We start from the raw sequence: 16,269 nt of genomic DNA on the forward strand, positions 1-16,269 counted from the left end.
TACAGGACGGCCGCATGTTGTGACCTTTACTGGAGCCATGCACGGATCAACCTACGCTACAGCGACTGCTTCGGCAATTTCGTTGAACCAAGTCCGCAAGGTGGGGCCGATGTTGCCTGATATGTGGAAGGCGCCTTTCCCTGACCCACATTACCAATTCGAAGGTGAGTCTGACCATGACTTTTCGGTGCGGATGTTTGACCAATTCTTACTGATGTTTGAGACCTATGTACCAGCGGATGAAACGGCCTTGATTTTAATTGAACCGATTCAAGGTGATGGGGGAATCGTCAAGGCCCCTCAAGAGTATATGGATATGCTCTATGCCTTTACCCGTGAACACGGGATCGTCTTTGCTGTCGATGAAATCAACCAAGGACTTGGTCGATCAGGAACCCTCTGGTCAATTGATCACTTTGGCATTGTGCCTGATGTGATGTCAATTGGAAAGTCGATTGCCTCAGGCTTGCCTTTGTCAGCCGCAGTCGGTCGGGCTGAAATTATGGATTCGATGGCTGCTCCTGGCCACCTCTTTACAACCGGAGGGAATCCAGTCGCTGCTGCGGCAGCCTTGGCAGGGTTGGAAGTCATGGAAGAAGAGCACTTGGTTGAACGGTCAAAGCGTCTTGGTGACCGAGTAGCAGAATACTTTGCTGGTGCTAAGGAACGCTTTAACTGCTTGGGCGATGTCCGCATCTATGGTTTTGATGGGGGAATCGATATCGTTGATGCTGATGGCCAGCCAGACCAGGGCTTGACCAACCAGATTATCTTCCGCTTGTTCGAGTTAGGTGCTATCATGATTTCCCTTCGAGGAAATATTTTGCGCTTCCAGCCACCGCTAGTGATGACGGATGAAGAGCTGGACGAGGTCTTTGCCCTCTTCAACCAAGTCTTCTTCGAGGCCGATGAAGGCACTTTGCCGGTTATTCCAGCCGGACGCCGAATTGGCTGGTGAGCCACTTCGACTTTGCGAAATGTGGCTTAATTAGCCGATATTTGTGCTATAATTTATTTTAAGAATTGGATATATCGGTTTGGTAAGCTCTTTTAGCAAGGTGTTGGTTGATGAAAAACACTAGGGGACCAAAACTTGATGCTCCCAGTTATACTTGCCGTGAATGGCCGCTTACCAGCGTTATCGGTCTTAAAGGTAAAGATTATTCGAAGATCATTACAAACAGCGGTGGTACCACGGTCACGCGTCCGCTCTTTGTTTTTGGTCTTTTTTTATTTGAATTATTAAAGGAGACAGCATGAAAGAATTATCATCAGCCGAGATTCGGCAAATGTTCCTAGACTTCTTCGCTAGCAAAGACCACTTGGTCGTGCCAGCAAAGTCATTAGTACCAGAAAATGACCCATCATTGCTTTGGATTAACTCAGGGGTCGCAACTCTTAAGAAATACTTTGATGGGTCAGTTATCCCACCAAAGCCCCGGTTAACCAACGCGCAAAAGGCTATCCGGACTAACGATATCGAAAACGTTGGAAAGACTGCCCGTCACCATACTTTATTTGAAATGATGGGGAACTTCTCAATCGGCGATTACTTCAAGGAAGAAGTGATTCCTTGGGCTTGGGAATTGTTAACATCACCAGAATGGTACGGCTTGGACAAGGAAAAGCTGTACGTCACGGTTTACCCAAAGGACCAAGAATCCCGCAAGATTTGGGAAGAAAAGACCGACTTGCCAGCTGGTCACGTTTATGAAGTTGATGATAACTTCTGGGATATCGGTGAAGGACCTTCCGGCCCTGATTCTGAAATTTTCTATGACCGTGGGGAAGCCTTTGCGGACTTGCCAGCCGATGATCCAGAAATGTATCCTGGTGGTGAAAATGAACGCTACTTGGAAATCTGGAACATTGTCTTTTCACAATTTAACCACTTGCCAGGTTTGACGGATAACAGCACTTATCCTGAACTACCCCATAAAAACATTGATACGGGGATGGGTCTCGAACGCTTGGTTTCCGTCTTCCAAAACGGTCGGACTAACTTCGACACAGACCTCTTCTTGCCAATCATCCACGCCACTGAAAAGTTAACGAATGGGCAAAAGTACGACGAGACCAAGGATACTGAAGCCAACGTTTCATTCAAGGTCATCGCCGACCACATTCGGGCCGTTTCCTTTGCCATCGCTGATGGGGCTAAGCCAAGTAACGAAGGACGGGGTTATGTTATCCGTCGTTTGCTCCGCCGCGCCGTTTTGCACGGTCAAAAGCTGGGCATCCAAGGTGACTTCTTAACTAAGTTGGTACCAGCCGTTGTGGCAACCTTGGATTCATACTATTCAGAATTAAAGGCCAACCAAGCCGAAATCGAAAAGACGATTTTGGCCGAAGAAAAGCGCTTTAACAAGACCTTGAAGGCCGGCTTGTCATTGTTGGATGAAGTTATCGCGGCAGCCAAGAAATCAGGTAAGAAAGAAATTTCAGGGGCAGACGCCTTCAAGTTGTCTGATACCTATGGTTTCCCAATCGAATTAACAGAAGAACAGGCAGCCGATGCCGGTTTGACTGTTGATTTGCCAGCCTATGAAGAAGCCTTGCAGGCCCAACGTGACCGTGCTCGCGCTGCTCGATCAAACGACCACGCCATGGGTGTCCAAAATGCTGCTTTGACAGATTTGAAGGTTCCATCAACTTACGTTGGTTGGTCACAAAAGTCTGTTGATGGAGCACACGTGGCCGCTATCCTGGTCCACGATGAAAACGGTGTTGCTGAGGAAGCTCAGGCTGCCAAGGCTGGACAAACGGCTTGGTTGGTCTTTGATCAAACACCATTTTATGCCGAAATGGGTGGTCAAGTGGCTGACTTTGGAACGGTTAAGGCCCAAGACGGGACTGTCTTGGCTGAAGTAACGGATGTTCAAAACGGGCCAAATGGTCAACACATCCATACAGCCACAATTTTGGCTGATATGACAGTCGACCAGGTCGTTGATTTGGCCATCGATTTGGACCGTAACCGGGCCGTTTCATTAAACCACACGGCTACTCACATGTTGGACCAAGCCTTGCGCAACGTCATTGGTGGGGATGTCCACCAGGCCGGATCATTGGTTGAACCCGAATACTTGCGTTTTGACTTCAACCACGAAGGTCCTGTTGACCAAGCAACCTTGAACAAGGTCCAAGACGAAGTTAACCGTGAAATTGCCAAGAACTTGCCGATTACTTGGGCCGAAATGTCAATCGATGAAGCCAAGAAGTTGGGGGCCGTTGCTGTCTTTGATGACAAGTACGGTGATACTGTTCGTGTCGTTTCAATTGGCGATTATAACCAAGAATTCGATGGTGGAACTCACGCTCAATCAACTGCCGAACTTGGTTTGTTTAAGATTACAGCTGAATCAGGAATTGGGGCGGGCATTCGTCGAATTGAAGCCTTGACTTCAATTCCAGCCGTGACTCGTTTTGAAGCCGAAGAACAAACTTTGGCAGCGATTGCTAAGTCTTTGAAGGTGCCAAACTTGTTGGCCGTTAAGGACCGAGTTACGGAAGTACAAGCCGAATTGAAGGCTGCCAACCAACAAATCGAAGCCATGCAAGCCCAATTGGCTGCCTTGCAAGCCGGGGAACTCTTTGCTAATCCTGAAACCCTTGGTTCAGTGACGGCAGTTGTCGCCCAGGTTAAGGTTGATAACGCTGGTGGTTTGCGTCAAATGGCCGATGTCTGGCGTGACAAGGGGGCTTCAAACGTCCTTGTTTTGGCTGCTGCCATTGGCGAAAAGGTTAACCTGCTAGTTGGTGCTGATAAGACTGCTAATGCGGCAGGTATCAAGGCTGGTGACGTCGTGAAAGCCATTGCCCCAACAGTTGGTGGCGGTGGTGGTGGCCGTCCTGACTTGGCCCAAGCTGGTGGAAAAGACCAGGCCAAGATTCAAGAGGCTTTGGACCAAGCTAAGACGCTCTTAGCTGAAAAGTAAAAATTAAAACAGGAACCGACTATTTCAAAATTGGATTAGACCAATTGAGAAATAGTCGGTTTTTTTCTTTAAACGTGTTAAACTAGAGATATATAAATGTTTAAGAATTAGTAAAGAAAGGAGTGTGTACGATGAGTGTAAGTGATAAGACGGCGATTTTTGATTTTGGTAATCAAGCACCAAAAGATATCCACGAAACAATGGTTTTGGTTTATGCTGCGTTGGAAGAAAAGGGCTACAATCCGATTAATCAGATTGTTGGTTACCTGATGTCCGGTGACCCAGCTTATATTCCTCGTCTTCATGATGCCCGTAACTTGATTAAGCGTCATGAGCGCGATGAAATCATCGAGGAACTCGTGCACGCCTATTTGAATAAGTAATGCGGATATTAGGACTCGATGTAGGCTCAAGAACAGTTGGTGTGGCAGTTTCAGATCCGATGGGCTGGACAGCCCAGGGTGTTGAAATTATTCGTATCAATGAAGATGAAAAGGTCTTTGGCTTAGACCGGTTGGGTGAAATCATTCAAGAAACCGGTGCTAAGGGCGTTGTTTTAGGCTTGCCGAAAAACATGAATAATTCTGAGGGTCCCCGGGCCGAAGCCGCTCGGGCCTATGCTCAAATGGTCGAAGACCGTTTTGCTTTGCCAACGGATTTTCAAGACGAACGATTGACGACGGTGCAAGCCGAACGCATGTTAATCGAAGAAGCTGATATTTCCCGGAAAAAACGCAAAAAGGTTATCGATAAGATTGCAGCCGAGTTTATCTTGCAAAATTACTTAGATGCTAATGGCAAACTAACTAAATAAACGATCTGGTCGCAAGCTGCTGACCAAAATAACAGAAGTAAAGGATTTTAATTCACATGGCAAAAGAAAACCCCGAAATCGACAAGATTACATTAGTAGATGAAAACGGCGACGAAACCTTATACGAAGTTTTGTTTACCTTCCACTCAGAAGAATTTGACCGTTCATACATCTTGTTAGTTCCCGATGGTGTCGAAGAAGACGAACAAGTAGATGTTCAAGCTTATGTCTTTAACCCAAGCGAAGAAGGCGAAGCAACAGAAGAAGACTTGTTGCCAATCGAAGACGATGAAGAATGGAACATGGTCGAAGAAGTGTTGAACACTTTCTTGGACGACGATTCAAACTTTAACTAAAGTAGTATTAACCACCTGAATGGTGGTTTTTATTTGCCCTGATATTTGTTTAAAATGAAAACAAATATCAGCTAAAAAGACTTGTCATTCGGCTTTAACGGTGTTAGAATGATTAACAAGCAAATATAAGTTGCAATCCTTTAAAGCAGACCGGAGAGTCGCATAAGGTGGACAAGCAACAAGGTAATGGATGGTGAAAACCACCCCCTGGGCGAGACCCTGGATAGCCTTGTCAATTAGGAAGGTCAAAAGAGGCCCAAGTCTAACTTGGAAACCAGACCAACTGCCACTAAACGCTCTGATCAAAGGATCAGGGCGTTTTTTATTGGACAATTGTAGCAGTAGACCAAAGGGAGGCAAAACATGACAGAGATAAAGAATTGCCTAGACTTAGCGGATTTAGCACCAGCTGACCTGCAGGACCTGATTAACTTAGCCCAGGCCTATCAAGATGGTCAGGCGGTGCCGGCCTTGAAACGACCAGTTTACGCAGCAAATCTTTTCTTTGAAAATTCAACTCGTACCAAGTCATCCTTCCAGATGGCTGAAAAGAAGTTGGGTATTGATTTGATTGAAGTTGACCCCAAGACATCATCCGTTCAAAAGGGTGAGACCTTGTCTGATACAGTCCGGACCTTACAAGCCATCGGTGTTGACTTGACAGTCATCCGTCATAGTCAAACGGCCTGGTACCAAGACTTAGTTGAAAACCCCCATATCCATTTAGGTCTCCTGAATGCCGGTGATGGTGCTGGTGTTCATCCTTCTCAAACCTTGCTCGACCTCTTAACCATTCAAAAGGAATTTGGTCAAATCAAAGGTTTGAAAATCGGTATTATCGGTGACTTAGCCCACTCTCGGGTGGCCAAGTCGGATGCCAAAATTCTCAAGCAACTCGGTGCCGAACTTTACTTTGGTGGTCCAAGGGCTTGGTACTCCAATGAATTTGACGGTCTCGGCCACTTTGGAAACTTAGAAGAAATTTTACCCGAGCTCGATGTTGTCATGATGCTCCGGGTTCAGTTGGAACGGTTCGATGACATCAACCGCGAGTCCTTTACGACCGTGACCTACTACGACCAATACGGCTTGACCCTTGACCGGGCCAAGTTGATGAAAGATTCGGCCATCATCATGCACCCAGCCCCAGTCAACCGCGACGTTGAAATTGCTTCGGAGCTGGTGGATGGCGGAAAATCACGAATCTTTACGCAAATGCACAATGGTGTCTATGCCCGGATGGCAATGTTAACCAAGGTCTTACAAGCCCGAGGCTTGATGGAGGAACAGAAATGAAAACGCTCATCAAACACGTTGTCATCGATAACCAGTGCCAAGACATCTTAATTATCGATGGCAAGATTGCTAAGGTTGCCCGCGGGATTGAAACGCCGGTCGATGACTTGATCAATGCCCATGGGGCTACGGCCATGCCTGGTTTGATTGATGTCCATGTTCACTTCCGTGAGCCAGGATTGACCTACAAGGAAACAATCGCGACTGGTTCAGCAGCAGCAGCCCGCGGTGGCTTTACAACCGTCTTGGCCATGCCAAACGTCAAGCCAGTCGTTGACACAGCAGAAAAAATGAAAAGCCAAGTTGCTTTGAATGCTGAAAACGGGCTGGTCAAGGTCTTGCAATACGGGGCCTTATCAGAAGACCTTGTTGGGGTTGGACCAGCCGACTTGCAAGCGATGGCCTCTGCCGGCGCCGCAGCCTTCTCAAACGACGGTCACGGTGTTCAAGATGCTCAAACGATGTTATCAGCCATGCAGGCTGCTAAGGCCGCTGACCGCGTTATCTCGGCTCACCTGGAAGACGATACCTTAATCCAGGGCGGTGTCATGAACGCCGGACCAAGCGCTGATAAGTTAGGCTTACCAGGAATGACTGGTTTGTCTGAGTCAACTCAGTTAGCCCGCGACCTCGTGATGGCCCAGGCCACTGGCGTCCGCTACCATGTCGCCCACATCTCAACGAAGGAATCGGTTGCCCAAGTTCGCTTAGCCAAGCAGATGGGCTTGAACGTGACGGCGGAAGTTTCACCACACCACTTGTTTTTGGATGATTCAATGATCATCACCGATGACCCAATGTTCAAGATGAACCCACCATTGCGGTCAAAGGAAGACCGCCAGGCTTTGATTGGTGGTTTGCTCGATGGGACAATCGATATGATTGCCACCGACCACGCCCCTCATAGCCCAGAAGAAAAGTCAGGGTCAATGCACGATTGTTCATTTGGCATTGTTGGTTTGGAAACGGCCTTCCCACTAGCCTATACCCGCTTTGTTAAAAGCGGCCTGGTCGACTTGGAAACCTTGTTGACTTGGATGGTTAAAAATCCTAAGGAAGCCTTTGATTTGGACCAAGCAGGCTTGCTAGCAGTTGGCGACGCCGCCGACATCACGCTGGTGGACTTGGTTCACCCATATGAAATTAACCCCAAGGACTTTGCATCCAAGGGTGAGAATACCCCCTTTGCAGGGGAAGAGGTCTACGGCAAGGTCTTAAAGACCTTCGTTGATGGCCAGGTTGTCTATCAAGCAAAGAAGGAGTGAAGACAATGCAGGGATATCTAGTATTAAAAAATGGCTCGATTTATGCCGGCGAACGGTTCGGTGCCGATAAAGATTTGTTAACGGAAGTTGTTTTTTCAACCGGGATGACCGGGTACCAAGAAACCATGACCGACCCATCTTACTTTGGTCAAACGATGGTCTTTACCTATCCTTTGATTGGTAACTATGGGATTAATTTGGAAGATTACGAAGGGGCCGGCATGAAGCCAGCAGTTGACGCCATCATCGTCAAGGACTTGGCCCGTCGACCAGCTAATTTCCGGTCAGTGATGACTTTGGCCGACTTTGCCAGCCAACAAGACCTACCAGGTTTGTCAGGAATCGACACCCGGAAACTGGCCAAGGAAATTCGCGACCATGGATCAATGCCAGCTGTGATTGTTTCAGAATTGGACCAAGCTAAGATTGACCAGCTCTTCGCCCAGGACTACCCATCATTACTCTTGGCCCGGGCCAAGAAGGAAGAAAATATCGAAACCTTTGCAGGAACTCCCGGTGGACCAAAGATTGCCTTGTTGGACTTTGGTTTGAAGGGGTCAATCGTCAAGGCCTTGCAAAAGCGGGGGGCGACCGTGACGGTCTTCCCAGGCAATACACCGGTTGCGGCCATTGAAGCCAGCAACCCCGATGGGGTCTTGCTTTCCAACGGACCTGGCGACCCAACCCAATATGCTTATGCCACACCAACAATCTTGGAATTGCAAAGCAAGTACCCAATTATGGGTATCTGCCTGGGTCACCAATTATTTGCCATTGCCAACGGCGCTAAAACTTACAAGATGAAGTTTGGTTACCGTGGCTTCAACCACGCCGTGACCGATGTTGATCACAGCCGTAAGTACTTCACTTCGCAAAACCACGGTTATGCCGTTGACCGCGATTCATTGATTGGTACCAACCTAGAAGTAACTCACGAAGAAATTAACGCCCAAACTGTTGAAGGCGTTCGGTTAAAGGATAAGGAAGCCTTTTCAGTCCAATTCCACCCGGATGCATCACCAGGACCCCACGATGCTGAATACATTTTTGACAACTTTATCGAAAAGTTGACGACCAAGAAGGGAGCATAAGATGCCCAAGCGTGATGACATTCGAAAAATTTTGGTGATTGGTTCCGGACCAATCATTATTGGTCAAGCGGCCGAATTTGATTATTCTGGTTCACAAGCCTGCCTATCTTTAAAAGAGGAGGGCTACCAGGTCGTTTTGATTAATTCTAATCCTGCTACCATCATGACTGACCGTGAAATTGCGGACAAGGTTTACCTTGAACCCATCACATTAGACTTTGTTAAGTCAGTCTTGTACCAGGAAAAACCGGATGCCATCTTGCCAACCTTGGGTGGGCAAACTGGGTTGAATATGGCCAAGGATTTGGCCGACTCAGGCGTTTTAGCTGAATTGAACATCGAACTTTTGGGAACTAAGTTGCTAGCCATCGAACAAGCCGAAGACCGGGAACTCTTCAAGGAGTTGATGGAAGACTTGGACGAACCAGTCCCAGAGTCAACAATTGCCACAACGGTAGCCGAAGCAGCGGCCTTTGCCGAAGAAATTGGTTATCCCGTTGTCGTCCGTCCCGCCTATACTTTGGGTGGAACGGGTGGGGGCTTTGCCCACACGCCAGCAGAACTGGCCACGATTACGGCCCACGGTTTGGAATTGTCACCAGTGACCCAGGTCTTGATTGAAAAGTCGATTGCCGGTTATAAGGAAATCGAATTCGAAGTCATGCGCGATGCCGCTGACAACGCCTTGATTGTGGCGGGGATGGAAAACATCGATCCCGTTGGTGTCCACACTGGTGATTCCATCGTTGTCTCACCAACGCAGACCTTGTCTGACCGCGACTACCAAATGATGCGGGATTCAGCCTTGAAGATTATCAGAGCCCTCAAGATTGAGGGTGGGGTTAACATTCAGATGGCCCTTGATCCGCAATCATTCCAATACTACATTATCGAAGTTAACCCTCGGGTTTCTCGGTCATCAGCCTTGGCTTCTAAGGCGACCGGTTACCCAATCGCCAAGATGGCCGCCAAAATTGCCGTTGGCTTGCACTTGAATGAAATCAAGAACCCGGTGACACAAACGACTTGGGCGGCTTTCGAACCAGCCTTGGACTACGTTGTCACTAAGATTCCGCGTTTTGCCTTTGATAAGTTTGAACGAGCTGACCGAACATTAGGAACGCAAATGAAGGCAACCGGGGAAGTTATGGCCATCGGCCGGACCTTGGAAGAATCACTCTTGAAGGCCGTTCGGTCCCTTGAAATCGACCAAAAGGACCTCCGTGAAGGTGACTATGACGGTATCAGCACCGCTGACTTGAAGGCCCAATTGATGCCAGCCAAGGATGACCGCCTCTTCGTCATTGCAGAATTGCTCCACCGTGGTGTGACAATTGAAGAAATTCATGCCATCACTCAAATGGATCTCTTCTTCCTCGATAAGATTTTGCATATCATCGAAATTGAACAGGCCGTCAAGGACCAACCAGAAAACTTTGCAGTCGTGAAGGCCGCTAAGGAATACGGGTTCTCCGATGAATGGTTGGGGGCTTTGACTGGCAAGACTGACGCCGAAGTTCGCGCTTGGCGGAAGGCCGAGGGCCTCTTGCCAACCTTTAAGATGGTTGACACGGTCGCCGGTGAATTTGAATCCAAGACGCCTTACTACTATGGCACTTATGAAGATGAAAACGAATCAATCGTAACTGACCGACCATCCGTCTTGGTCCTTGGTTCTGGACCAATCCGGATTGGTCAGGGAGTCGAATTCGACTATGCCACTGTCCACGCTGTTCGCGCCATCCAAGCGGCTGGTTACGAGGCCATTATTCAAAATTCAAACCCCGAAACGGTTTCAACCGACTTTGCCATTTCCGACAAGTTGTACTTTGAACCCTTGACCTTGGAAGACGTTTTGAACGTAATTGACCTCGAACAACCAATCGGAGTTGTCGTGCAATTCGGTGGCCAGACGGCGATTAATTTGGCCGCTGACTTGGAAAAGAACGGCGTCAAGGTTCTGGGAACCACGGTCACTGACTTGGACCGCGGGGAAGACCGGGATGAATTCGCCCAGGTCATTGACAAGCTCAACTTGCCAAAGCCTCAGGGTGAAACAGCCACTACCAAGGAAGGGGCCTTACAGGCCGCCAACGAGATTGGCTACCCAGTCTTGATCCGTCCTTCTTACGTTATCGGTGGCCGGTCAATGGCCATCATCGATTCCGATGAAGACTTGGAAACTTACATGACCCAAGCGGTTAAGGTTTCTAATGACCACCCAGTCTTGATTGATGACTACCTCAGTGGCCAAGAAGCCGAAGTTGATTTGATTTCCGATGGCCAAGATGTTTTGATTCCCGGGGTGATGGAACACATTGAACGGTCAGGAATTCACTCGGGGGACTCCTTTGCGGTTTATCCAACACAACGGATGTCCGACAAGGTGAAGGCTGAAATCGTCGATTCAGCCCAAAAGTTGGCCAAGGAACTGAACGTGATTGGCTTGATGAACATCCAATACGTCATCCATGACAACCAGGCTTACGTAATTGAAGTCAACCCACGGGCATCACGGACCTTACCATTCTTGTCAAAGGTCACTAACATTCCAATGGCTCAGGTAGCCACGAAGGTGATGTTAGGTCAATCTTTGCAAGACCAGGGTTACCAATCCGGCTTGGTTCCGGAACCAGAAACGGTTCACGTCAAGGCACCGGTCTTCTCCTTTGCCAAGTTGGCCGGCTTGAACTCAACGGTTGGACCAGAAATGAAGTCAACCGGGGAAGTCATGGGAACCGCCCCAGATTACGACCAAGCCTTAGCCAAGGCGATGGTCGGAGCGGGATTGCCAATCTTGCATGAGGGTCGGGTCTACTTTGACCTGGCCGAAGCCGACCTGGATGAAGGCTTGGCCTTTGCCCAACGCTTTGTCACCCTGGGCTTTGATTTGGTCGCTAGTCCGAAGAACTTGGACTACCTCCGTGACCAAGGTTTGCCAGTCGCACCAGCACCGGCTGACTTGGAAATGGCGATGGCCAAGGAAGAAATTCAAATCATGGTTAACACGATTGACCAGGCCGACCAAGCGCTGGCGGATGAAAGCCCCGTCCGCGCTGCGGCCATTGAAAACGAAGTGGCCCTCTTTACAGCCATGGATACCATTAACGCCTACCTAACAGTTCTAGAACTACCGGAAGAAACACACTTCGTACAAGCATTGGGAGAATAAACAATGACCGAGATCAACTTGCAAGCCACTTTACTTGACCAGACTATCGATAGTCCCTTTTTGAATGCCTCAGGGGTTCATTGCCAAACCCAAGAAGAATTGGATGACTTAGCTCAAACCAAGAACTTGGGGGCCCTCGTGACCAAGTCAGCGACCTTACAAGTTCGGGAAGGAAACCCTAACCCTCGTTACTATGACTTGCCAGCCGGGTCAATTAACTCAATGGGCTTGCCTAACTTGGGTTATGAATTTTACTTGGATTACGTGACTAAGGCTGACAAGAAGCCAACCATCTTGTCAGTGGCAGCCTTGTCAGCGGCCGATGCCATTACCTTGTTGAAGAAGATTCAAGCTTCTGATTATGAAGGACCAACGGAATTGAACTTGTCTTGCCCAAACATTGTTGGGGAACCTCAATTGGCCTATGACTTTGAAAACACTGACAAGGTCTTGGCGGAAGTCTTTAGCTTCTACACCAAGCCATTGGGTGTTAAGTTACCACCATACTTCGACTTGGTTCATTTTGACAAGATTTCAGCCGTTTTGAACAAGTACCCCTTGACCCACGTCAACACAATTAACTCGGTTGGAAACGGTCTTTGGGTTGATATCGAAACGGAACAGGTTGTCACAAAGGCCAAGGGTGGCTTTGGTGGTGTTGGTGGGGCCATGGTCTTGCCAACTGCCTTGGCCAACGTTCGCGCCTTGCGCCAACGATTGAACCCAAGCATCAAAATCATGGGAACTGGTGGGGTAACCACTGGGGCCGATGCCTTCGCCCACATCTTGTGTGGGGCTGAATTGGTCTCAGTTGGGACCCAAGTCATCAAGGAAGGTCTCGGTGCTTATGACCGTTTGACCGCAGAATTAAAGGAAATCATGGCAGCCAAGGGTTATACCTCATTGTCTGACTTCCGTGGTAAGTTGAAAGAACTATAAGGTCAAATAAAAATCCGACGAAAGTCGGATTTTTTGTTTCTAAACAACTTGGTCAAAATTATTTAAAAGGGTATACTTGAATGAAATGAACTTATTCAGAAAAATTCTAAAGAGGAGGTGATGACTTGGCCAAGAAGCGAAAAAAGAAAAAAAGCAGAAAGAAAAACAAATGGTTTAAGTGGGCCAAGGCCAAACGCTCTCGTCGAATTTATATTTTTGTGCTCTTGCTTTTCGTTAGTTTGATCGCATCGACGGCCTTGATGAGCCAGTCGATGACGGCCCGCCGCGATCGAATCACCCTCAAAAAGAAAAAGCAGGCCCAGGAACAACAACTTGAAACTTGGGCGCCTTATGCCCAAAAAATGCAAGCCAAGTACCATATCTTTGCCTCGATTTCTTTAGCCCAGGCTATTCTCGAATCGAATTGGAACCAATCGACTTTGTCGAAAGATTACAACAATTTGTATGGCATTAAGGCGGCGGATAATCAACAGGGAGTGGTCATTCCGACTCAAGAATATGAGAATGGTCAGTGGATTACTGTTGATCAGAAATTTGCTTCTTATAAAAATTGGCAGTCATCGATGGAAGCCCATGCCAGGTTAATTTCACAAGGAACGCAATGGAATGCTAACCAGTATGAACATGTAATCGCTGCTAAGGACTTTAAGGCTGCCTCCCAAGCCTTGGTTCAAGATGGTTACGCTACCGATCCGACTTATGCTGAAAAATTAGTTCAGGTGATTGAACATTGGTACCTCCAACGCTTTGATCTTTCTGTTAAGGGCGGTAAACAATAAAAGACAGGTAGAGCCAATTCCCAGCAAAAAAGGGTTGGTCTAACTGTCTTTTATTTTGCACAAAATTCATTTTAATTTTTTTGAATCAGTCGCCGAAGTTGATTTGAACGATACGACCTTTGTTTTGGCCACATCTTAGATATGTTTGCCCCATTTTTAAGTTACCAATAACCTTGGTCAAGTGTGAATTGGCGAAAAAACCAGGTAGATTTTGAATTTCGGCTTGGTTTGCTAAGCGGTGACTCATGACTGAATTAAATTGGCTGACCAAGGCTGTTGGCAGGTCTAGTGGTGACTGGGAGGCAAAGGCCACAAATAGCTTTTCTTTTCGGCCCTCACGAAGTAACTGGGCTAAGCCAGAGGCCTTGTCATCAACTTGTTCGCCAACAAAACGGTGGCCTTCATCAATCAAAAGATAAACGGGGTATTTGGTGTGACTGCTGACTTGGAAAGCGAGGAGTTCTTGCCAAGCAGTCGACATAATTGTTGCCTGGAGGGAACCGAGGTCCTTTAACCGAGACAAGTTAATGCTGACTTTAGCACCAAAATTGGCTTTGGCCACTGCTAACTTCAACAGATACAAGAGGTCGTATTTTGTCTTTTTGGGGTCTTGGTTGGGTGCCAGTAATTTTAGAATCGGGTTTGCTAAGCGGTCGGCCAATTGGTTGACGTAAAACTGCTCATTCTGGGATGACCTGTTTTCCTGGCCAGTGGCCGCTAGGTTGGCCCGTGATTGGCCCGCTAATAAATTCAGTGAATAGGCCCATTGGCTGGGATAGAGCTTGGACTTATTAGCATAAAAATCATCAGGATTTAACTGGGTTAAATCGAGGATTTGATCCAAATGATATAAGTGCCGGTTAATTCGCAAAGCCGTTTGAGCCTGGCTAAGCGCTTCTATCATCTCGTCTGGCCAGACCAAGTCCAAGGCTTGCAGGAGGGCATGGGCCGATAATTGACTCAAGTCAAAGTAAACGTTGTCCCCGACGTCATATTGGATCTGCTGGTTAGCCGCCTTTGAAAATTCTCCAGTCGGGTCAAAGACAATTTGCCCGGCCCGCAAATCAACCAGTTGCCGACTGATTTGCTGGAGGGTTGTTGATTTACCAGCACCAGTTTGACCAACGATTAACAAATGGGGTTGAAAGAGGTCGGTCAGCGGAACCTGAAAGGCTTGGTGAAACCAGCCACTTTGGCCTAAAAAGACAGACTGTTGTGAGTTAAGCATTGTTTTATACCACCTTGTTATTAAGTTTACAATAAGACAAAAGGACGAAAAAGTAAACGTTAAATTCGCCGACTTACTGCCATTGGCAGACGAGAAATTTCAACCAACTATGATAAAATAAAAGAAGCGAAACAAAACGATTAGGATGGCAAAATGACTGTTGAAGATTTAACCAAGGGAATGAATAGCAAGCAAGCAGAAGCGGTCGCAACCACTGAGGGACCGCTTTTAATTATGGCTGGGGCCGGGTCTGGTAAGACTCGGGTATTGACCCATCGGGTCGCCCATTTGATTGAAGACCTAGACGTCGCGCCTTGGCGGATTTTAGCAATTACCTTTACGAATAAGGCCGCTCGCGAAATGCGGGAACGAATCGGAAAGTTGATTGACCAAGAATTAGCCCAATCGGTCTGGGTATCAACCTTCCACGCTTTGGCGGTCCGTATCTTACGCCGTGATGGCGAACGAATTGGGATGGGGAAGAACTTTACTATCTTGGACAGTTCAGCCCAAAAGACCCTGGTAAAACGGGTCATTAACGAATTAAACTTGGATACCAATCAGTATGATCCCAGAACGGTATTAGGGACGATTTCCAATGCCAAGAACGACCTGGTGACCGCCAAGGACTTTGCTCAAAATGCTGGTAACTTCTACGAAGAACGGGTGGCCGAAGTCTACACGGCCTACCAAAAGGCCCTCCGCCAGGCTCAGTCTGTCGATTTCGATGACTTGATTATGTTGACGATTGAACTCTTCGAACAAGCTCCAGACGTCTTGCAACGGTACCAGGACCAATTCCGCTACCTCCACGTCGATGAGTACCAGGACACCAACGATGCCCAGTACAAGATTGTTAACATGTTGGCCCAAGGTTCAAAAAACCTGGCCGTTGTCGGGGATGCCGATCAGTCGATTTATGGTTGGCGTGGTGCCAACATGCAAAATATTTTGAACTTTGAAAAGGACTGGCCCAATGCCAAGTCTGTTTTCTTGGAGCAAAATTACCGGTCAACCCAGTCTATTTTGGATGCTGCCAATGATGTGATTAACCACAACAATGAACGGGTACCGAAGAAGCTTTGGACCGAAAATGGGGCCGGGGAAAAGATTAGCTATTACCGAGCTCAATCAGCCCAAGACGAGGCTTACTATGTCCTCGGCCAAATCCAAAAGGGGCAAAAGGAAGGCAAAAAGTCTTTGTCTGACTTTGCTATCCTGTATCGGACCAATGCCCAGTCGCGGGCAATGGAAGAAGCCTTGGTTAAGGCCAACATCGCTTATACGATTGTTGGGGGTCATAAGTTTTATGACCGTAAGGAAATTCTTGATATCATGGCCTACCTGTCATTAGTAGCCAACCCAGCCGA

14 protein-coding genes are annotated in these 16,269 nt (G+C 47.7%); 13 read left to right on the top strand and 1 reads right to left on the bottom strand.

Features of this window, described 5'->3' with window-relative positions; translation table 11 throughout:
- The 12 genes from AOQ29_RS02970 to AOQ29_RS03025 form a co-directional block, all read left to right on the top strand.
- Positions 1 to 958 (top strand): aminotransferase class III-fold pyridoxal phosphate-dependent enzyme (locus AOQ29_RS02970; protein ID WP_061993062.1); only part of this gene is annotated, 958 nt, incomplete at its 5' end.
- A 110-nt stretch (positions 959 to 1,068) separates the two neighbouring features.
- Positions 1,069 to 1,260: a hypothetical protein gene (locus AOQ29_RS02975; RefSeq protein WP_061993063.1), complete on the top strand. Its 192-nt coding sequence runs from the start codon at positions 1,069 to 1,071 to the stop codon at positions 1,258 to 1,260.
- Positions 1,257 to 3,938 (top strand): alanine--tRNA ligase, encoded by a 2,682-nt coding sequence (gene alaS / locus AOQ29_RS02980; RefSeq protein ID WP_061993064.1) that lies wholly within the window; start codon positions 1,257 to 1,259, stop codon positions 3,936 to 3,938. Before AOQ29_RS02975 ends, alaS begins: the two co-directional genes overlap by 4 nt.
- Before the next feature lie 131 nt (positions 3,939 to 4,069).
- Positions 4,070 to 4,321: an IreB family regulatory phosphoprotein gene (locus tag AOQ29_RS02985; protein ID WP_061993065.1), complete on the top strand. Its 252-nt coding sequence runs from the start codon at positions 4,070 to 4,072 to the stop codon at positions 4,319 to 4,321.
- The gene (ruvX, locus tag AOQ29_RS02990; RefSeq protein ID WP_061993066.1) at positions 4,321 to 4,752 is read left to right on the top strand and encodes a Holliday junction resolvase RuvX; all 432 of its coding nucleotides are present in this window, start codon (positions 4,321 to 4,323) and stop codon (positions 4,750 to 4,752) included. The genes AOQ29_RS02985 and ruvX overlap by 1 nt, the downstream gene beginning before the upstream one ends.
- A 56-nt stretch (positions 4,753 to 4,808) precedes the next feature.
- Positions 4,809 to 5,108, top strand: a complete 300-nt coding sequence (locus AOQ29_RS02995) for a DUF1292 domain-containing protein (protein WP_061993067.1) — start codon at positions 4,809 to 4,811, stop codon at positions 5,106 to 5,108.
- Between the two features lie 363 nt (positions 5,109 to 5,471).
- Entirely contained in the window at positions 5,472 to 6,404 is a 933-nt protein-coding gene (locus AOQ29_RS03000; protein WP_061993068.1) for an aspartate carbamoyltransferase catalytic subunit, read from the top strand.
- On the top strand, positions 6,401 to 7,669 hold the full coding sequence (locus AOQ29_RS03005; RefSeq protein WP_061993069.1) for a dihydroorotase: 1,269 nt from the start codon (positions 6,401 to 6,403) through the stop codon (positions 7,667 to 7,669). The genes AOQ29_RS03000 and AOQ29_RS03005 overlap by 4 nt, the downstream gene beginning before the upstream one ends.
- A gap of 5 nt (positions 7,670 to 7,674) precedes the next feature.
- Entirely contained in the window at positions 7,675 to 8,760 is a 1,086-nt protein-coding gene (locus AOQ29_RS03010; RefSeq protein WP_061993070.1) for a carbamoyl phosphate synthase small subunit, read from the top strand.
- 1 nt (position 8,761) lies between these two features.
- Entirely contained in the window at positions 8,762 to 11,932 is a 3,171-nt protein-coding gene (carB, locus tag AOQ29_RS03015; protein WP_061993071.1) for a carbamoyl-phosphate synthase large subunit, read from the top strand.
- Positions 11,933 to 11,935: 3 nt separating this feature from the next.
- Entirely contained in the window at positions 11,936 to 12,871 is a 936-nt protein-coding gene (locus AOQ29_RS03020; protein ID WP_061993072.1) for a dihydroorotate oxidase, read from the top strand.
- A gap of 125 nt (positions 12,872 to 12,996) precedes the next feature.
- Positions 12,997 to 13,671, top strand: a complete 675-nt coding sequence (locus AOQ29_RS03025) for a glycoside hydrolase family 73 protein (RefSeq protein ID WP_242977384.1) — start codon at positions 12,997 to 12,999, stop codon at positions 13,669 to 13,671.
- An 85-nt stretch (positions 13,672 to 13,756) separates the two neighbouring features.
- On the opposite strand, the gene AOQ29_RS03030 is transcribed toward AOQ29_RS03025, so the two are convergent.
- On the bottom strand, positions 13,757 to 14,899 hold the full coding sequence (locus tag AOQ29_RS03030; RefSeq protein WP_061993073.1) for an ATP-binding protein: 1,143 nt from the start codon (positions 14,897 to 14,899) through the stop codon (positions 13,757 to 13,759).
- A 153-nt stretch (positions 14,900 to 15,052) separates the two neighbouring features.
- Here AOQ29_RS03030 and AOQ29_RS07900 point away from each other — a divergent pair.
- Positions 15,053 to 16,269 (top strand): UvrD-helicase domain-containing protein (locus AOQ29_RS07900; protein WP_242977385.1); only part of this gene is annotated, 1,217 nt, incomplete at its 3' end.

The sequence above is a fragment of the Fructobacillus ficulneus genome, from assembly GCF_001047075.2.
GTDB lineage: Bacteria > Bacillota > Bacilli > Lactobacillales > Lactobacillaceae > Fructobacillus > Fructobacillus ficulneus.